At 60.0% G+C, this 18,323-nt stretch carries 15 protein-coding genes; 8 read left to right on the forward strand and 7 right to left on the reverse strand.

The window, feature by feature from the left end; genetic code table 11:
* Window positions 1–158 precede the first annotated feature (158 nt).
* A complete protein-coding gene (locus tag RYC18_RS07855; protein WP_002551400.1) occupies window positions 159–1,157 on the reverse strand; it encodes a GGDEF domain-containing protein in 999 nt (332 codons plus the stop codon).
* Window positions 1,158–1,286: 129 nt separating this feature from the next.
* A complete protein-coding gene (gene desA, locus RYC18_RS07860) occupies window positions 1,287–2,471 on the reverse strand; it encodes a delta-9 fatty acid desaturase DesA (protein WP_005782427.1) in 1,185 nt (394 codons plus the stop codon).
* A 155-nt stretch (window positions 2,472–2,626) separates the two neighbouring features.
* On the opposite strand from desA, the gene dibA reads away from it, so the two are divergent.
* The 6 genes from dibA (at window position 2,627) to RYC18_RS07890 (ending at window position 8,880) form a co-directional block, all read left to right on the forward strand.
* The gene (gene dibA / locus RYC18_RS07865) at window positions 2,627–4,555 is read left to right on the forward strand and encodes a phosphodiesterase DibA (RefSeq protein WP_002551398.1); all 1,929 of its coding nucleotides are present in this window, start codon (window positions 2,627–2,629) and stop codon (window positions 4,553–4,555) included.
* A gap of 196 nt (window positions 4,556–4,751) precedes the next feature.
* Complete coding sequence (oscA, locus tag RYC18_RS07870; protein WP_002551397.1) at window positions 4,752–4,934, forward strand: sulfur starvation response protein OscA; 183 nt, start codon at window positions 4,752–4,754, stop codon at window positions 4,932–4,934.
* 150 nt (window positions 4,935–5,084) lie between these two features.
* Window positions 5,085–6,095, forward strand: a complete 1,011-nt coding sequence (locus RYC18_RS07875) for a sulfate ABC transporter substrate-binding protein (protein ID WP_002551396.1) — start codon at window positions 5,085–5,087, stop codon at window positions 6,093–6,095.
* A gap of 94 nt (window positions 6,096–6,189) precedes the next feature.
* Window positions 6,190–7,011 (forward strand): sulfate ABC transporter permease subunit CysT, encoded by an 822-nt coding sequence (cysT, locus tag RYC18_RS07880; RefSeq protein ID WP_002551395.1) that lies wholly within the window; start codon window positions 6,190–6,192, stop codon window positions 7,009–7,011.
* A gap of 13 nt (window positions 7,012–7,024) precedes the next feature.
* The gene (gene cysW / locus RYC18_RS07885) at window positions 7,025–7,897 is read left to right on the forward strand and encodes a sulfate ABC transporter permease subunit CysW (protein WP_004662918.1); all 873 of its coding nucleotides are present in this window, start codon (window positions 7,025–7,027) and stop codon (window positions 7,895–7,897) included.
* A 2-nt stretch (window positions 7,898–7,899) separates the two neighbouring features.
* Window positions 7,900–8,880 (forward strand): sulfate/molybdate ABC transporter ATP-binding protein, encoded by a 981-nt coding sequence (locus RYC18_RS07890; RefSeq protein WP_002551393.1) that lies wholly within the window; start codon window positions 7,900–7,902, stop codon window positions 8,878–8,880.
* 120 nt (window positions 8,881–9,000) lie between these two features.
* Here RYC18_RS07890 and RYC18_RS07895 read toward each other — a convergent pair whose 3' ends face one another.
* The 3 genes from RYC18_RS07895 to RYC18_RS07905 are packed head-to-tail and all read right to left on the reverse strand — an operon-like array spanning window position 9,001 to window position 11,971.
* Window positions 9,001–9,813 (reverse strand): sulfite exporter TauE/SafE family protein, encoded by an 813-nt coding sequence (locus tag RYC18_RS07895; RefSeq protein ID WP_316884977.1) that lies wholly within the window; start codon window positions 9,811–9,813, stop codon window positions 9,001–9,003.
* A complete protein-coding gene (locus tag RYC18_RS07900) occupies window positions 9,806–11,059 on the reverse strand; it encodes an FAD/NAD(P)-binding oxidoreductase (protein ID WP_316884978.1) in 1,254 nt (417 codons plus the stop codon). The genes RYC18_RS07895 and RYC18_RS07900 overlap by 8 nt, the downstream gene beginning before the upstream one ends.
* A gap of 27 nt (window positions 11,060–11,086) precedes the next feature.
* The gene (locus tag RYC18_RS07905; protein ID WP_316884980.1) at window positions 11,087–11,971 is read right to left on the reverse strand and encodes an MBL fold metallo-hydrolase; all 885 of its coding nucleotides are present in this window, start codon (window positions 11,969–11,971) and stop codon (window positions 11,087–11,089) included.
* 266 nt (window positions 11,972–12,237) lie between these two features.
* Between RYC18_RS07905 and RYC18_RS07910 the strand changes: the two genes are divergently transcribed.
* Window positions 12,238–13,560: a sigma-54 interaction domain-containing protein gene (locus RYC18_RS07910; RefSeq protein ID WP_004662911.1), complete on the forward strand. Its 1,323-nt coding sequence runs from the start codon at window positions 12,238–12,240 to the stop codon at window positions 13,558–13,560.
* Between the two features lie 248 nt (window positions 13,561–13,808).
* Here RYC18_RS07910 and RYC18_RS07915 read toward each other — a convergent pair whose 3' ends face one another.
* Window positions 13,809–14,378: a xanthine phosphoribosyltransferase gene (locus tag RYC18_RS07915; protein WP_002551388.1), complete on the reverse strand. Its 570-nt coding sequence runs from the start codon at window positions 14,376–14,378 to the stop codon at window positions 13,809–13,811.
* A 53-nt stretch (window positions 14,379–14,431) separates the two neighbouring features.
* Window positions 14,432–16,441 carry a DNA helicase Rep gene (rep, locus tag RYC18_RS07920; protein WP_004660029.1) on the reverse strand — a complete coding sequence of 670 codons (2,010 nt, stop codon included), beginning with the start codon at window positions 16,439–16,441 and terminating at the stop codon, window positions 14,432–14,434.
* A 205-nt stretch (window positions 16,442–16,646) separates the two neighbouring features.
* Between rep and RYC18_RS07925 the strand changes: the two genes are divergently transcribed.
* A complete protein-coding gene (locus RYC18_RS07925; protein ID WP_316884986.1) occupies window positions 16,647–18,311 on the forward strand; it encodes a bifunctional diguanylate cyclase/phosphodiesterase in 1,665 nt (554 codons plus the stop codon).
* The last annotated feature ends 12 nt before the right edge of the window (window positions 18,312–18,323 follow it).

An 18,323-nucleotide genomic window follows, 5' to 3' on the forward strand; every position in this document is an offset into this window, starting at 1 on the left:
GCATTGACTGTACCGCCCTCTTCGCGGACAAGTCCGCTCCTACGGGGCACCGCAGACTGCCACAGGACTTTATTCCGTGAGTTTGTGGGAGCGACCGGGCGGCGATCCGCCTTGCTCGCGAAGGGGCCAGTCGTGCTTTCTATAGTCGAGAAGGCATTTCAGACCAGCACGATCTGATTCTTGCCCTGGCGCTTGGCCTGATACATGGCAGCGTCGGCGCGGCCGTAGAGGGTTTCCAGGCTTGAGTCTTCCGGGCCCAGATTAGTCAGGCCCTGGCTGGCGGTGATGCTGAAGGTGGTGCCGCCTGACTGGAAGTTCTGGCGCTGAATCTCGCGTTGCAGGCGCTCGGCGATCTGCATGGCCATATCCGGCGCGCAGCCTGGGAATACCGCGGCGAACTCTTCGCCACCGATACGCCCGAACAGGTCACCACGCCTCAGTGCCGAGCGGCCACTTTCAGCGATGCGTTGCAGCACGGTATCGCCTTCCTGATGGCCGTAGGTGTCGTTGACCAGCTTGAAATCATCGATATCCAGCAGCAGAAAGGCCAGCGGCGTGCCGTTGAGGCGAGCCAGTTCGAACTCGCGCTGGGCGCATTCGAAAAAGTGTCGACGGTTGCTGCTCTGGGTCAGCACGTCGGTGGTTGCCAGGCGTTGCAGCTCATCCTCGAGGTGTTTCTTGTCGGTGATGTCTTCGGCGATGCCCACCACGATCAGACGCTGGCTGGCGTCGGCGCGATGGCTGACGAAGCATTTGTCGCTGAGCCAGCGTACTTCACCGTCCGCACGGATGATTCGGTACTCGCGGTCCTCGATCGAGCCTTTCTCGATCACCTCGTTGAGGCTGCGCTCGGCGTAGTTCAGGTCATCCGGGTAGATACTGTCGCGCCACTCGCTGTAATCGGCCAGCAGCAAGCCCGCCGAGCGGCCGAAGATACGCTCGTACGCCGGGCTGACGTAAATCATGTGCTGGGTTTCCCAGTCAAACGCCCACAGAACAGCGTTCACACTCACCAGCAATGAGCTGAACAGTTGTTCGCGCTCGCTCAGGCGGGCAACTTCTGCCTGGGCGTGCATCAGGGCTAACAGGGTTTCTGCGGCTGCGGGCATATCAGTGATCGGCGTGCCGGGTAGGGAGGTAGGAGGCTGCTTTTCCATAAGATCCATCTCAAGCGTTACGGCCAGTGCCGTGCCCTATCCCGTTTGGCGGGAAAGTTGATGAGATAGATTGGCAGGGGATAAGTTCCGGGACCGGCGCACCTGCGGGAGGCGCGCCGATCAACGGTATCAGGCGTGGGCGGGGCGTAGCGAGTAGGTTTTCAGCTGGTCGGCGAACTCACGCAGCGAGTGAATACCACTGGCTTCGGCCTCGTGAATCCACTCTTTGATGGCTGAAAGCATGTCATGGCCATTGCTGCTGGTCTTGACCCAGATCTGCTGCAACGCCAGACGCTTTTCGTAGATCACTTTCAGCGCATGGCTGTGTTCCAGCATGGTCTGGATGCGCAGGTGATGCCTGTCATCGAGCAGGCTGGTCTCACGCGACAACAGGCGCTTGGCACGACTGAACTGATGACGCACCGATTCGTCGGCCTTGGCCAGTTCCTGGGCAACCAGCGGCGCAATTACCAGCTTGCGATACTGCGCCATGATCTGGAAACGGTTGTTTAGGATCGCCATGGCGGTGTCCATGTCCATGTGGCCCTTGCCTTCGACCCGATGGGCGATGGGCGCGACCCGCTGGACTTTGGCCAGCCCCAGGAAACTGAACAGCTTAATCCACGCCCAGCCCATGTCGAATTCCCAGGGCTTGACCGACAGCTTGGCCGAGTTGGGATAGGTGTGGTGGTTGTTGTGCAGCTCTTCACCGCCGATCACGATGCCCCACGGCACCAGATTGGTGGCCGCGTCACGGCATTCGAAGTTGCGATAGCCGACGGCATGGCCCAGACCGTTGACCACGCCAGCAGCCCAGAAGGGAATCCACATCATCTGGACGGCCCACACGGTGATACCGAGCGCACCGAACAGTGCCACGTCGATGACTGCCATCAGGGCGATACCCAGCAGCTTGTAGCGCGAATACAGGTTGCGCTCGATCCAGTCTTCCGGGCAGTTCTTGCCGTAGATACGCAGGGTGTCCTGGTTCTGAGCTTCTTCGCGGTACAGCTCGGCGCCTTTGCGCAGCACGGTGGACAGGCCTTTGACGACCGGGCTGTGCGGGTCGTCGACGGTTTCGCATTTTGCGTGGTGTTTGCGGTGGATGGCTGTCCACTCGCGGGTGTTCTGGGCAGTGGTCAGCCACAGCCAGAAACGGAAGAAGTGTTTCAGCCCCGCATTGAGCTCAAGCGAGCGGTGGGCTGAGTAGCGGTGCAGATAGACCGTGACGCCGACAATAGTCACATGGGTCATCGCCAGCGTGACTGCTATTACCTGCCAGACGGAAAGGTCGAGCAAACCGTTGTACCACATAGGCTGTTTGGCCCTCGTAAAGATACTCATGAAGAAAAAAGTTACGCGTGCATTATCACTGACATCCCACAGAAAACCAGTCACCCTTTCAGATAAGAGTCGCAGGATGTTTCTTGCTTTATAATTCCGGCTTTATCTGAGGTTCTTCGTTTCCGATGTCAGATTACTCCCTTGGCGCGCTGCGAACGGCCGTCCTGTATGGGCTGCTGTCCATTTTGTGGTTTGTGACGTGCGACCTGTTGCTGCCCTTTTTCATAAAAGAACCTGCTCGATTGGCGTTCTGGCAACTGATGGCCGGTTACAGCTGGGTGTTGCTCAGCGCGGTCATGATCTTCATCGCACGTGACAGATTGAGAAGCCTGATCGGTGGCGATGCGCTTTTTCAGCGCCAGCAAGCCGATTACGACCGGCTGCGGCTGGCGGAAGCGGTGTTCGACAGCACTCGCGAAGGGGTGCTGGTCAGCGATGCGCAGGGCCACATCGTTCACGTCAACCGCGCTTTCGTCGATATCACTGGTTATCAGGCCGAAGAAGTACTGGGCCTCAACCCCAGCAAGTTCAAGTCCGGCCGACACGGCCCGGAGTTCTACAAACAGATGTATCACTCGATCATCAGCGAGGGCCAGTGGAGCGGCGAGATCTGGAATCGGCGTAAAAGCGGCGAGATCTATCCGCAATGGCAGACCATTCGCAGCGTTATGGGCGATGACGGCCAACCCAGGCACTTTGTAGCGGTGTTTTCCGACATTACAGCTATCAAACGCTCCGAACAGGAGCTGGCCCAGTTGATCCACTTCGATGGGCTGACCGATTTGCCCAATCGCCTGCTGCTGACTGATCGCATCAGCCAGGCGCTGACTTCGGCGCGCGCCAGCAAACGCGGCTGCGCACTGTTGCTGATCGACCTGGACCACTTCAAGAACATCAATGACAGCCTTGGCCACAACGTGGGCGACGATGTGCTCAGGGCCGTCGCCGAGCGGCTCAAAAGCGTGTCCGGCAATGAAATGACTCTGGCGCGTCCGGGCGGCGACGAGTTCGCCCTGTTGATCAAGAACTGCTCGCAGCTGGTTCAGGCTGCCGCGCTGGCACAGCAGGTGATCGATGCGCTTAAGGCACCGTTCGCGATTGCCGCGCATCAGCTGTTTGTCACTGCCAGCATTGGCATCAGCCTGTTCCCCGGCGATGCGCTGACCGCCGAGCAACTGTTGCGCAATGCAGACTCGGCGCTGTTCAAGGCCAAGGGCGACGGTCGTGAGTGTTATGCGTTGTACACCGAGGAATTGACCGCCCACGCCCAACAGCGCGTGCAACTGGCCTATGAACTGCGTCAGGCCGTCGAACTGGAACAACTGCGGGTCTTCTATCAGCCGGTTCATGACCTTGTCACCCGCCGTATTCGCGGTGTCGAGGCGCTGGTGCGCTGGCAGCACCCCGAGCGCGGGATGGTTTCGCCGGGGGAATTCATTCCGATTGCCGAGCAAAGCGGGCTGATCGCCGATATCGATGCCTGGGTCTTGAAAACCGCCTGTCTGCAGATGAAGGCCTGGCTGGCGGAAGGTGTACCGGTCGAGTTCGTCGCGGTAAACGTCTCCAGCCGCCTGTTCAATCATGGCGACCTCGACCGTCGGGTAGCACAGGCACTGCATGAGACCGGGCTTGAGCCTGCCTTTCTGGAGCTGGAAGTGACTGAAAGCGCAGTCATGGAAGACCCCGAACAGGCCATCGAACAATTGCATCGCCTGCGCGAACTGGGCCTGAGCCTGGCCATCGATGACTTCGGTACGGGTTATTCTTCGCTGCTGCGGCTCAAGCGCATGCCGGTTCAGAAGCTGAAGATCGACCAGGGTTTTGTGGCTGGACTGCCCGGCGACGATGACGACATCGCGATTGTCAGAGCGGTCATCGCGCTGGCGGGAAGCCTGGGCATGCGGGTGCTGGCTGAAGGCATCGAGCATGCGAATCAGGCTGCGTTCCTGCTGGGCAACGGTTGCCAGTTGGGCCAGGGCTACTGGTTTGCCCGGCCAATGGTCGCGCAGGCTATCGACTGGACGCATGCACCGGTCTTCGAGCAGCCCGGCTGAAGCCGCCAGAGCAAGGCTTGCCAGGGTGTGCAACGCATCCTGGCGAAATCTCTAACCGCTAAATTTCTTTTGGTTATATCTGCATTCTTAAATAGTCTTTTTAAGAATATCCGCACCTCACTATTATTGCCTCACCGCCATACGCCATCGCCCCCAGTCGCGACGGCCGGCTTCTCATCTTTCAAGGAATAAGACAATGAGCGCATCTCTACGTAGTGTTGACGGTCAGGACGAAGCAGCAATTCTGCGTGAGATTCAGAGTGCGTTGCGTGACCTGCGTTTTGGCGCCGTCGAAATCACTGTGCACAACGCGCAAGTGGTGCAGATCGAGCGCAAGGAAAAGTTTCGTTTGCAGAACCCCGCCGCCAAGCAGAGCTGAAGCGGCATTACCCGACTGGTCAACCGGAGGGCTTCATCCTGACTCCTGATACCTCCCCTGAAAAAAGCAGCGCGCCCGTACGGATGCCGTTCTGACGCGCCAAGAAGAAATTAAAAAAGCCAACACACCGCATTTCCAGGAGCTTCATCTATGTCCATTCGCCGTTTTGCTCTGGCCGCTCTCGCCAGTGCTGTTTTCGCAGGTTCGGCTGTTGCCAAGGATTACGAACTGCTCAACGTGTCTTACGATCCGACCCGCGAGCTGTATCAGGATTACAACGCAGAATTCGTCAACTTCTGGAAAAAATCCCATCCAGACGACAAGGTCGAGATCAAGCAGTCCCACGGTGGTTCGGGCAAGCAGGCCCGTGGCGTGATCGACGGTCTGCGTGCAGACGTGGTGACCCTGGCACTGGCCGGTGACATCGACGAAATCGCCAAGCTGGGCAAGACCCTGCCCGAAAACTGGCAGACCCGTCTGCCGGATGCGAGCACGCCTTACACCTCGACCATCGTGTTTCTGGTGCGCAAGGGCAACCCCAAAGGCATCAAGGACTGGGGCGACCTGATCAAGAAAGACGTCTCGGTGATCACGCCGAACCCGAAAACCTCAGGTGGTGCACGCTGGAACTTCCTGGCGGCCTGGGCCTACGGCCTGAAGGCGGGCGGCGGTGACGAAGCCAAAGCCAAGGAATACGTGCAGACGCTGTTCAAGCACGTGCCGATTCTGGACACCGGTGCGCGTGGTTCGACCATTACCTTCGTCAACAACGGTCAGGGTGACGTGCTGCTGGCGTGGGAAAACGAAGCATTCCTGGCACTGAAAGAAGACGGTGGCAAAGACAAGTTCGACATCGTCGTGCCGTCGCTGTCGATTCTCGCCGAACCTCCGGTAGCCGTAGTCGACAAAAACGCCGAGAAGAAAGGCAACACTGAAATCGCGACTGAATACCTGAAGCACCTGTACAGCAAGGAAGGTCAGGAAATTGCTGCGAAAAACTTCTATCGTCCACGTGATGCCGAAGTAGCCGCCAAGTACGAGAAGCAATTCCCGAAACTTGATCTGGTGACTATCGACAAAGACTTTGGCGGCTGGAAAACTGCGCAGCCGAAGTTTTTCAATGACGGCGGCGTGTTCGACCAGATTTATCAGGCGCAATAAGCCGAATCAGGATGCCGCGCGAGTGGCATTGCAGGTTGGGTCAAGCAGCCCGGATTAACCTCCGGGCTTCGTGCAAGTGAAACCAAGGACTTTTATGTCGCGTCGTATCTCCCCCGTCATACCCGGCTTCGGGCTGACGCTGGGCTACACCTTGGTGTACCTCAGTCTGATTGTGCTAATACCGCTGGCCGCCATGTTCGTGCATGCCGCGCAGCTGACCTGGGATCAGTTCTGGACCATCATCACGGCACCACGCGTGATCGCGGCACTCAAGCTGAGTTTCGGCACCGCGTTCTACGCGGCCCTCATCAATGGCGTGATCGGCACGCTGCTGGCCTGGGTGCTGGTGCGTTACACCTTCCCCGGTCGCAAGATCATCGATGCAATGATCGATCTGCCGTTCGCCCTGCCGACTGCTGTGGCCGGTATCGCCCTGACGGCGCTGTACGCGCCCAATGGCTGGGTCGGGCAGTTCGCCGCCGACCTGGGCTTCAAGATCGCCTACACGCCGTTGGGTATTACCCTGGCGCTGACGTTCGTCACCCTGCCATTCGTGGTGCGCACCGTGCAGCCTGTGCTGGCCGACATCCCCAAGGAAGTCGAAGAAGCCGCTGCCTGCCTGGGCGCGCGTCCTCTGCAGGTGTTTCGCCACATCCTCGTTCCGGCCTTGTTGCCTGCCTGGCTGACCGGCTTCGCTCTGGCGTTTGCCAGAGGCGTGGGCGAGTACGGTTCGGTGATTTTCATTGCCGGCAACATGCCGATGAAAACCGAGATCCTGCCGCTGCTGATCATGGTCAAGCTCGACCAGTACGACTACACCGGCGCGACCGCTATCGGCGTGATGATGCTGGTGGTTTCCTTCATTCTGCTGCTGCTGATCAACCTGCTGCAGCGGCGTATTGAAACCCCATCCTGAGGAGGCGCAGAACATGTCTTATTCATCTGTTTCAGCCGCCGCCTCTGCCAACGCCGCCCGTCGTGGCAGCGCGGTGTCGCGACGTATTCTGATCGGCCTGTGCTGGCTGGTGTTTTTTCTGTTTCTGGGCCTGCCGCTGTTCATCGTGGTGTCTCAGGGGCTGAAAAACGGTCTGGGCGCGTTCTTTACCGCGATCCTCGAGCCGGACGCGCTGTCGGCGCTGAAGCTGACGGTCATCGCGGTACTGATCTCGGTGCCGCTCAATCTGGTATTCGGCGTCAGCGCCGCATGGTGCGTGAGTAAATACTCGTTCCGCGGCAAGAGCATTCTGGTCACGCTGATCGACCTGCCGTTCTCGGTATCGCCAGTCATTGCCGGTCTGGTCTACGTCCTGATGTTCGGTGCGCAGGGCCTGTTCGGTCCCTGGTTACAGGACCACGATATCCAGATCGTCTTTGCCCTGCCGGGCATCGTGCTAGCGACCATTTTCGTCACTGTGCCGTTCGTTGCGCGCGAACTGATCCCGCTGATGCAGGAGCAGGGTACTCAGGAAGAAGAGGCGGCGCGGCTGCTGGGTGCCAACGGCTGGCAGATGTTCTGGCACGTCACGGTGCCGAACATCAAATGGGGCCTGATCTACGGCGTAGTGCTGTGTACTGCGCGGGCGATGGGTGAGTTTGGCGCGGTGTCGGTGGTTTCCGGGCACATTCGCGGCGTCACCAATACCCTGCCGCTGCACGTCGAAATTCTCTACAACGAGTACAACCACGTTGCAGCCTTTGCCGTGGCGAGCCTGTTGCTGATCCTGGCGCTGTTCATCCTGCTGCTCAAGCAGTGGAGCGAATCCCGCATTAACCGTCTGCGCCATAACGCGGCGGAGGAATAATCATGTCGATCGAAGTCCGTAACGTCAGCAAGAACTTCAACGCCTTCAAGGCCCTGAACAACATCAGTCTGGATATCCAGAGTGGCGAGCTGGTGGCTTTGCTCGGCCCTTCAGGCTGCGGCAAGACCACCCTGCTGCGCATTATTGCCGGCCTGGAAACTCCGGATGACGGCAGTATCGTGTTCCATGGCGAAGATGTTTCCGGCCATGACGTGCGTGATCGCAACGTCGGCTTTGTGTTCCAGCATTACGCGCTGTTCCGCCACATGACGGTGTTCGACAACGTCGCGTTCGGCCTGCGCATGAAGCCCAAGCGTGAGCGTCCGAACGAAACGCGCATCGCGGAAAAGGTCCACGAACTGCTGAACATGGTGCAACTGGACTGGCTGGCCGATCGTTATCCGGAGCAGTTGTCCGGTGGTCAGCGTCAGCGTATCGCCTTGGCCCGAGCCTTGGCGGTCGAGCCCAAAGTGTTGCTGCTGGACGAGCCATTCGGCGCACTGGACGCCAAGGTGCGCAAGGAACTGCGTCGCTGGCTGGCGCGCCTGCACGAAGACATTAACCTGACCTCGGTGTTCGTGACCCACGATCAGGAAGAGGCCATGGAAGTGGCTGATCGCATCGTGGTGATGAATAAGGGCGTGATCGAACAGATCGGCTCGCCGGGCGAGGTCTACGAGAACCCGTCCAACGACTTCGTCTACCACTTTCTGGGTGACTCCAACCGCCTGAGCCTGGGCGAGGAAGGGCACCTGTTGTTCCGTCCGCATGAAGTGTCGCTGTCGCGTCAGGAAATCGAAGACCACCACGCCGCCGAAGTCCGCGACATCCGCCCGCTGGGCGCGACAACACGGGTCACGCTGAAAGTGGAAGGGCAGAGCGAACTGATCGAGGCCGAAGTGGTGAAAGACCACGACAGCCTGGTAGGCCTGGCCAAGGGCGAGACACTGTTCTTCAAACCGAAGGTCTGGCAAAAGCTTTAAGCCCACTCCCCCGACTATCGTTCCCATGCTCCGCATGGGGACGATAGTGATCTTGAGACTTTCATCGTTCCCATGCTCCGCGTGGGAATGCCTTTCTGGACGCTCTGCGTCCTCGGGCGGTTAGCGCACTGACAACGCGAGCATGAATGCGGCAATAATGCCGCACAGCGCGAACAGCTGCTGCAGGCGCGGGCCGGCGAGGTAGCGGGCGACTTGTCTGCCAGCTATCAAGCCGATGACTGCACCCAGTGCAAAAGGCGCACCCACCGTCCAGTGCATCACCCCGCTCAAGGAGGCGGTGATAACGCTGCCCGTCGAGACCAGGGCGATCACCGCCAGTGACGTCGCCACGACACTCTTCATGTCCAGGTCGCTGTAGCGGGTCAACGCCGGAATGATCACGAAACCGCCGCCCACACCCAATAGCCCGGACAATAACCCTGAACCCACGCCCGTCAGCGTCAAAGCGCGCAGGCACGGCATGGTCCAGCGCAAACGGCCTTGCAGCGGGTTGAGCACGCAGGGCAGCATTTCTGCGCGCGGCGGCGGTTGGCCGTGGCGCAATTCGCGGCTGGCCCTGATGAACATGCGCGTGCAGGCGTACAGCAGCACGACCGAAAAGACCAATGCCAGCGGTGTATTGGGCAGCCGATGGGCGAGCCACAGGCCAAGAGGTGCCATCAGCACACCAATGGATGCGATATACCCGGCAGCGCGATAGCGGACGATACCCTGACGCAGCCCCAGCACCGCGCCGATTCCCGCCGCCAGCCCGACGGCCAGCAGGCCGACAGGTGCCGCTTCGACAATCGACAGGCCAAGACCAAAAACCAGCAGCGGGACCGCGAGAATGCCGCCGCCCGCGCCTGTCAGCGCCAGTACCACGCCAATGATCGCCCCCAGGCCAACGCCCAGCAGTTGATGCTCATCCATGCCTGGCGTCAGCCTTTTCCGGTTCGGCCAACCATTCACGTCCCTTGAGCATGCCATGCCAGTAAAGTACGGGCAGCACGCGTTCTTTCAGCCACCAGGCCAGCCGGGTCGGTTGACGGCCATCCAGCAACCAGCGCGGGAAGCTTGGCGCAACCTTGCCGCCATAGGTGAATTCAGCCAGTACGATCCGGCCTTTCTCGACGGTCAGCGGGCACGAGCCATAACCGTCATAGACGACAGACTCACTCAGACGACCCAGCGCGACCAGCACATTATTGGCCACCACCGGTGCCTGCTTGCGGGCGGCTGCGGCGGTTTTGGCGTTGCTGGTATTGGTGGCATCGCCGAGACCATGAACATTGGCGAACTGTCGGTGCCGGAGCGTGGCAGGATCCACGTCCACCCAGCCTGCGGCATCGGCCAGCGGGCTGCTGCGAATGAAGTCGGGTGCAATCTGCGGTGGCACCACGTGCAGCATTTCAAAGCTGTGCTCGACGGTTTCGCTGCTGCCATCGGCCTGCGTGCAAACAAACGTAGCACGCTTGCCCGGCCCGTCGACGGCCACCAGCCGATGGCTGAACTTGAGGTCGATGGCGTAGCGCTCGATGTACTTCATCAGCGCCGGTACATAGTCCGCCACACCGAACAGCACGGCACCGGCGTTGAAGAACTGCGTATTGATCTGCGCCAGACGGCCGGTTTTCAGCCAGTGGTCACAAGACAGGTACATGGCCTTCTGTGGCGCACCGGCGCATTTGATCGGCATGGGCGGTTGAGTAAACAGCGCGCGCCCTTGCTTCAAGCCCTGCACCAGCTTCCAGGTATAGGGTGCCAGGTCATAGCGATAGTTGGAGGTCACGCCGTTGGCACCCAGCGTCTCGACCAACCCGTCGATGGCCGCCCAGTCCAGCTTCAGGCCGGGGCAGACCACCAGTTGCTGATAGCCAAGCGTACGCCCGTCGGCGAGCGTCAGGGTATTGTGCTGCGGTTCGAAGGTCGCCACCGCAGCCTTGATCCACTGCACACCTTTGGGAATCAGCGACGCCATGCTGCGTGCCGTCGACTGCGGCGTGAAAATGCCCGCGCCGACCATGGTCCAGCCCGGCTGGTAATAGTGGGTATCGGCAGGGTCGACCAGGGTGATCTGCAGGGCAGCATCACGGGCGAGCAGGCTTGCGGCGGTGGCGATACCGGCAGCACCACCACCAACGATCAGGATCTGACAGGTAGTTATCGAAGCATTCATCACAGAGTTTCCCAAGGCGGGCAGCGGTCAAAAAGCATTGAGCGGGATCTTCAGGTAGACGACGCCGTTGTCTTCCGGCTCGGGAAAGTGCCCGCAGCGCATGTTGACCTGCACCGAAGGCAGCATCAGCACAGGCATATCCAGCGTCATGTCACGGGCTTCACGCATGCTGACGAACGCGTCTTCATCTACACCGTCATGAACATGGATGTTGCTGGCGCGCTGTTCGGCGACGGTGGTCATGTATTTCAGCTCACGACCGTTGGGCAGGTAGTCGTGGCACATGAACAGCAGGGTGTCAGGCGGCAACGCCAGCAGTTTGTGAATGGAGCGGTACAGGGTGCGCGCATCGGCTCCGGGAAAGTCGCAACGGGCGGTGCCGTAATCGGGCATGAACAGCGTGTCGCCCACAAACGCGACCGTGGCGTCACCAACCTGCACCAGGTAACTCATGCACGCCGGTGTATGCCCGGGCGTATGCATGGCCTTGACCTGAAGTGTTCCAAGGGCAAACGAGGCGTTGTCTTCCAGCAGCACATCGAACTGGCTGCCATTGCGGGCAAAGTCAGACGGCGCGTTGAACAGCGCGCCAAAGGTTTCCTGCACGGCGGTGATGTGGCTGCCGATGACGATTTGTCCGCCAAGCTGCTGTTTCAGGTACGGCGCAGCCGTGAGGTGATCAGCATGCACATGGGTTTCGAAAATCCACTGCACCGGAGCCCCCAGCGCCTGTACCCGGCCGATCATCCGGTCGGCAGACTCGGTCCGGGTGCGGCCCGACTTGGGGTCGTAATCGAGCACGCTGTCGATCAGCGCGCACTGCTTGCTGGCCAGGTCCATCACCAGGTAGCTGATGGTCCAGGTATGGCTGTCGAAGAGGGCTTCGACATAAAGTTTTTCACCGATGATCATGTGCAATTCCCATGGCTGTAAATCGCCTCGAGGCCCGTTTGGTCAGGCCGGACGGTTGGCAGTCGTTGCTATGACTTCTCAATAACCATGCCAACGGCCGGAAAACCCATTGAGCATAGTAAATACAAGGCGTTGAGGGATTCTGCGGAAAACCCGCGTGATGGTTGCCAAGGCGCTGACTGCCACATTCTGGCAGTCGCTTGGCAGACGGTGGCATAAGCTGGCAGCGAGATGGGTTAAGCTGCGGCCAATCCACAGGAGCAAGCATGACCCTCATCGCCACTGATTTACCCGGCAGTCGCATGCAGTCGCTGGTGTCATACCTCGAACATGACCTGCGACCGACCATCGTTCTGGACACCGACTACAACATTATCGCGGCCAACACCGCCTATCAGCGTCAGTTCGGCGTTGAAGGCACGCCACATGTGGGCGAGAAGTGTTATCGGGTGTCGCATCAGTTCGCGGTGCCGTGCGATCAGGCCGGTGAACATTGCCCGATGCGCAAGGCCCACGACACGCGGCTTCCGGAGCGTTTGCTGCATATTCACCATACGCCTCGCGGCCCTGAGCATGTGGATGTGGAGCTGCGGCCGATTCTCGATGACGGGGGTGAAGTCATCGCCTACGTCGAGCGACTGAGTTCGGTGGCCGTGGCGTCGGTTCAGCCGCAGCAGCATGGGCTGGTCGGTCGTTCAGCAGCATTCAAAGAGGTCCTGAGTGCCTTGCAACGCGCTGCACCCGCGCAGATTCCGGTGCTGCTGCAGGGCGAGTCGGGTACTGGCAAGGAATTGTTCGCTCGCGCACTGCACGCCAGCAGCGCCAGATCCGCCGGGCCGCTGGTGGTGGTCGATTGCACCGGGCTTACGGAAACCCTGCTGGAGAGCGAGCTGTTCGGCTATGAAAAGGGCGCGTTCACCGGCGCGTTGCAGCGCAAGACCGGTCTGGCCGAAGCCGCTCATGGCGGCACGTTGTTCCTTGATGAAATCGGCGAGGTGCCGCTGGCCATGCAGGTCAAGCTGTTGCGGCTGATCGAATCAGGCAGCTTCCGCCCGGTGGGCAGCCTGCGAACGGTGCATTCGGATTTTCGGCTGGTGGTGGCCACACACAAACCGCTCAAGGAGATGGTCACCAACGGCAGTTTTCGCCAGGATTTGTTCTACCGCATCAGCGCCTTCCCGATCCGTCTGCCCGCCCTGCGCGAACGCAGCGAGGACTTGCCGTTGCTGATCGACAGCCTGCTGCAACGCATCGCGCCAGGTGCTGCTCCGCGTGTCGACGCCGAGGCCATGAAGCTGCTGAGTCTATACAGCTACCCCGGCAACATTCGCGAACTGCGCAACATACTTGAGCGCGCCCGCCTGTTTACCGATGACGGCGTTATTCGCGTACAGGATTTACCCGCTGAAGTGCGCGGTCAGGGCGAAGAAGCGGGTGGCGTGACTTACCGCCAGCAGGACGACGGCCTGGAGAAACTCGCCCATGCACTGCGAGTGTTCAACGGCTCGCGCAGTGAGCTGGCCAGAGAGCTGGGGCTGAGCGAACGCACCCTGTATCGACGTTTGCGTGCACTCGGCATTCCGCGCTGAAGCACGCACACGGCGACGCAGAGCGTCGAGAACTGCATTCCCACGCTGGAGCGTGCGGAACGATAATCGTAACTATCGTACGGCGCTCCGCGTCGCATGCCTTTCTGGACGCTCCGCGTCCTCTTGGCGACGCAGAGCGTCGAGAACTGCATTCCCGCGCTGGAGCGTGAGGAACGATAATCGCAACTATCGTGCGGCGCTCCGCGTCGCATGCCTTTCCGGACGCTCTGCGTCCTCCCTTGAACACGTTACTTGAACGTCACAACCCCACCGGCCAGGGATTCAACCCGCGCCAGCGATTCCACTCTATAGCCCTGTGCATCCAGTTCGGCACGGCCGCCCTGGAAGGACTTCTCGATCACGATCCCCAGCCCGGCCACGGTCGCACCGGCCTGTTTGATGATCGAGATCAGCGCCTGCGAGGCTTTGCCGTTGGCGAGGAAGTCATCGATGATCAGCACGTGATCGTCGCTGCTCAGATGACGCGGCGAGATCGCCACGGTGCTCTCCACCTGCTTGGTGAATGAGTACACGGTCGCCGACAGCAGGTTTTCGGTCAGGGTCAGGGACTGGTGCTTGCGGGCGAAAATCACCGGCACGCCCATGTTCAGACCCGCCATGACGGCCGGCGCAATGCCGGAAGCTTCGATGGTCACGATTTTGGTCACGCCAGCGTCGGCGAACAGACGGGCGAATTCGTCACCAATTTCCTTCATCAAGGCCGGATCGATCTGATGGTTGAGAAACGCATCGACTTTCAGCACCTGATCGGACAATACGATGCCTTCTTCGCGAATCTTCTTGTGCAGTGCTTCCACTTCAATTCCTAGACTGCGCCATTGCGCAATAAATGATCAATTTCGTTTGTCGACTAGCGTTTCAGCATGGCGCGAATATCGGCAAGCGCGGTATTGCCGCGAACGGCTTTGACTTCCGTCGGAGTGTCGTCATTGCCTTCCCAGGCCAGATCATCCGGGGGCAGCTCATCCAGAAAGCGGCTTGGCGCGCAGTCGATGATTTCACCGTACTGCTTGCGCTTGGCGGCGAACGTGAAGGCCAGAGTCTGCCGCGCGCGTGTAATGCCGACATAGGCAAGACGGCGTTCTTCTTCGATGGTGTCGGCTTCGATGCTGGAGCGGTGCGGCAGGATCTCTTCTTCCATGCCCATGATGAACACGTAAGGAAACTCCAGCCCCTTGGAGGCGTGCAAGGTCATCATCTGCACGCCTTCGGCACCATCTTCCTCTTCCTGCTGACGTTCAAGCATGTCGCGCAGGACCAGCTTGCCGATGGCTTCCTCGATGGTCATACCGCCTTCTTCGTCCTTTTCCAGCGTGTTTTTCAACGCCTCGATCAGGAACCACACGTTACTCATCCGGTAATCAGCGGCCTTTTCGCTGGAGCTGTTCTGCCGCAGCCAGTTCTCGTAGTCGATGTCCATGACCATGCTGCGTAGCGCGGCAATGGGGTCGTTCTGCGCGCATTGCTGGCGCACGCCGTCCATCCAGCGCTTGAAGCGCTGCAAACGGTCGGTGTAACGGCTGTCCAGGTGCTCGCCCAGGCCGATTTCTTCGGTGGCGGCGTACATCGAGACCTTGCGTTCGGTGGCGTAATTACCGAGTTTTTCCAGCGTGGTCGAGCCGATTTCACGACGCGGCACGTTGATGACCCGCAGGAAGGCGTTGTCGTCGTCCGGGTTCACCAGCAAACGAAAATACGCCATCAGGTCTTTCACTTCCTGGCGACCGAAGAAGCTGTTGCCGCCGGAGAGTCGATACGGCACCTGGTGGTGCTGCAATTTGAGTTCGATCAGCTTGGCCTGGTAGTTGCCGCGATACAGGATGGCGAAGTCGCTGTAGGGCCGGTCGGTGCGCAGGTGCAGGGTAAGGATTTCCATCGCCACGCGCTCGGCTTCGGCATCTTCGTTACGGCAACGGATGACACGGATTTCGTCGCCGTGGCCCATCTCGGACCACAGCTGCTTTTCGAAGGCGTGCGGGTTGTTGGAGATGAGCACGTTGGCGCAGCGCAGGATGCGGCTGGTGGAACGGTAATTCTGCTCCAGCATGACGACTTTCAACGACGGGTAGTCGTCCTTGAGCAGCATCAGGTTTTCCGGTCGCGCACCACGCCAGGCATAGATCGACTGGTCGTCGTCGCCCACCACGGTGAACTGATGGCGCGAACCGATCAGCAGTTTAACCAGCAGGTACTGGCTGGCGTTGGTGTCCTGATATTCGTCCACCAGCAGGTAGCGCACCTTGTTCTGCCATTTCTCCAGAATGTCAGCGTGTTCCTGGAACAGCTTGACCGGCAGCAGAATGAGGTCGTCGAAGTCCACCGCGTTATACGCCTTGAGCGTGCGCTGGTAGTGGGTGTAGACGATGGCGGCGGTCTGTTCCTTGGGGTTGCGGGCGTTTTCCAGCGCGTCGGCAGGCAGAATGAGGTCGTTTTTCCACGAACCGATCATGTTCTTGATTTCGTCGACACCGTCGTCGCCCGAATACTCTTTCTGCATGATGTCGGTCATCAGGGCCTTGACGTCGGTCTCGTCGAAGATCGAGAAGCCCGGTTTGTAGCCCAGCCGCGTGTGTTCCTTGCGGATGATGTTCAGACCCAGGTTGTGGAAGGTCGAGACCGTCAGGCCGCGTCCTTCGCCGCCTCGGAGCAGCGTACCGACGCGCTCCTTCATCTCGCGCGCGGCCTTGTTGGTAAAGGTCATGGCGACAATGTACTGGGCGCGGATGCCGCAGTTCTGGATCAGGTGCGCAATCTTGCGGGTGATCACACTGGTCTTGCCGGAACCGGCACCGGCGAGCACCAAAAGAGGGCCGCCGACGTAGTTCACGGCTTCCTGCTGCCGGGGATTGAGTCGGGACATGGCGGTATGAAGAGTCGTCTGTAAAAAAGGTCGGGCATTTTAACAGGCCCACGGGTTTGTGCAGCGGTCATCGTAGCCAGACAGTGATCGCTATCTAATTCTTCTGTTTTTGTTACATTTGCGCCGCGACGCAACGATACGTGTATTTGTCACGCTCCAGCGGGAGTGCGGCCACCGGTTTTTCCTTTGCACTTAGGAAGTTAGATTGCCTACACCTGTCGAACCCTTGCGATTGCTGTTATTGGCGCACGAGCCTTTCTGGTACGCGCTGCTGCGCGATTGCCTTACTGCGCCGGGCAGCAACGTAATACTTTTGCATGGCGAGAACTGGGACGCTTTCAGCGCCGGGTACGCTAACGAGCGCAGCACCGTGCTGCTGACAACGCCCGACCTGCAGCCCAGAACCGGAACCTGCCTGCTACCCACCGTGGTGCTGCTCGAAAAGGAACCGCTGGTCGGACCGAGTGGCGTCAGTGACTGGCTGGTGCGCGATGCATTGACCGGCGATGCGCTGCGCCGCTGCCTGCGCTATGTCCATGAACGCAGTCGCCTGGAAGACAGCCTGCGGCGTCTGGTCGGTCAGGACCCATTGACCGGCATCGCCAATCGTCAGGGTTTTCAGGCGCTGTTGACGGCGCGTCTGGCCGAGGGTGGCAGCCTGGCGCTGGGGCATCTGGACCTGGACAACTTCCGCCGCGCCAACGATTCGCTGGGGCATCAGGCCGGTGACCGACTGATTCTGCAAGTCGTGGCACGTCTGAAAAAGCAGCTCGCTGCGGGCGATCAGCTTGCACGCCTGGGCGGCGACGAATTCGCCCTGTTGATTGACACCCGCACAACACCTGCACGCGCCATGCAACTGGCCGAGCGAATTACTGACGTGCTGTCCGAACCCTACTGGGTCGATGGCGAAAGCCTACTGCTGGGTTGCAGCCTGGGCATTGCCCATTCACAAACCCGGCCCGAAGCAGACCCGCTGATGTGGCACGCGCACATCGCCATGCGCCAGGCCAAGAGCATGCAGGGCTGCACCTTTCATCTGTTCGACGAGCGCATCAACCGCAACGCCCGCAGCCTGGCCGACCTGGAAGGCGAGCTGCGACGAGCCCTGCGCCGCGATGAACTGGAACTGCATTATCAGCCGCGGCTGTGCCTGGAGACCGGGCGCGTTGTCGGCCTGGAAGCGCTGGTACGCTGGCGCCACCAGGCGCGCGGGCTGCTGCCGCCCAGTGAATTCGTGCCATTGGCCGAGCAAAGCGGCCTGATCGTGCCGCTCGGATACTGGGTCATCTTCCGCGCCCTGCGTGACATGCAGGCCCTGCGCGAGCAAGGATTTGCGCCATTGCACATGGCGATCAACCTGTCGTTCCGGCAATTTCAGGACAGCCAGTTGTTGCCGACACTGAGTCGCCTGATTGAGGAGCTCAGCGTCGACGCGCACTGGCTGGAGTTCGAACTGACCGAAACTGCCGTCATGCGCCGCAGCGATCAGGTCCTGCAGACCATGGACGCAATGCGGCGGCTGGGTGTGCGCTTCTCGCTGGATGATTTCGGTACGGGCTATTCATCGTTTATGCACCTCAACAGCCTGCCCATCGCGCTGCTCAAGATCGACATGGGCTTTGTCGGGCAGATGGAGCTACGCGAAGAGAACCGCAAGCTGGTCAACGCCATGATCAAGCTGGCCCACAACCTGAACCTGGAAGTGGTCGCCGAGGGCGTCGAAACCGCCGGGCAACTGGAGTTGCTGCGCGATTTCGGCTGCGACCAGGTGCAGGGTTATCTGATCAGCAGGCCGCTGCCTATAGCGGATCTGGTGGCTTACCTGCGCTCGGAAGCCGCCAATACGGGTGCATCAAACTCCGGATGACGGCGCGCCGGA

The organism is Pseudomonas syringae group sp. 247E2 (genome assembly GCF_032587795.1).
Taxonomy (GTDB): Bacteria; Pseudomonadota; Gammaproteobacteria; order Pseudomonadales; family Pseudomonadaceae; genus Aquipseudomonas; species Aquipseudomonas amygdali.

Bases quoted from the DNA above. Each gene is read 5' to 3' on its own strand.
- RYC18_RS07875 (WP_002551396.1), top strand. From the start codon at position 5,085: ATGTCCATTCGCCGTTTTGCTCTGGCCGCTCTCGCCAGTGCTGTTTTC.
- dibA (WP_002551398.1), top strand. From the start codon at position 2,627: ATGTCAGATTACTCCCTTGGCGCGCTGCGAACGGCCGTCCTGTATGGG.
- desA (WP_005782427.1), bottom strand. From the start codon at position 2,471: ATGTGGTACAACGGTTTGCTCGACCTTTCCGTCTGGCAGGTAATAGCA.
- rep (WP_004660029.1), bottom strand. From the start codon at position 16,441: ATGTCCCGACTCAATCCCCGGCAGCAGGAAGCCGTGAACTACGTCGGC.
- cysT (WP_002551395.1), top strand. From the start codon at position 6,190: ATGTCGCGTCGTATCTCCCCCGTCATACCCGGCTTCGGGCTGACGCTG.
- cysW (WP_004662918.1), top strand. From the start codon at position 7,025: ATGTCTTATTCATCTGTTTCAGCCGCCGCCTCTGCCAACGCCGCCCGT.
- RYC18_RS07905 (WP_316884980.1), bottom strand. From the start codon at position 11,971: ATGATCATCGGTGAAAAACTTTATGTCGAAGCCCTCTTCGACAGCCAT.
- RYC18_RS07855 (WP_002551400.1), bottom strand. From the start codon at position 1,157: ATGGAAAAGCAGCCTCCTACCTCCCTACCCGGCACGCCGATCACTGAT.
- RYC18_RS07900 (WP_316884978.1), bottom strand. From the start codon at position 11,059: ATGAATGCTTCGATAACTACCTGTCAGATCCTGATCGTTGGTGGTGGT.
- RYC18_RS07910 (WP_004662911.1), top strand. From the start codon at position 12,238: ATGACCCTCATCGCCACTGATTTACCCGGCAGTCGCATGCAGTCGCTG.
- oscA (WP_002551397.1), top strand. From the start codon at position 4,752: ATGAGCGCATCTCTACGTAGTGTTGACGGTCAGGACGAAGCAGCAATT.
- RYC18_RS07890 (WP_002551393.1), top strand. From the start codon at position 7,900: ATGTCGATCGAAGTCCGTAACGTCAGCAAGAACTTCAACGCCTTCAAG.
- RYC18_RS07895 (WP_316884977.1), bottom strand. From the start codon at position 9,813: ATGGATGAGCATCAACTGCTGGGCGTTGGCCTGGGGGCGATCATTGGC.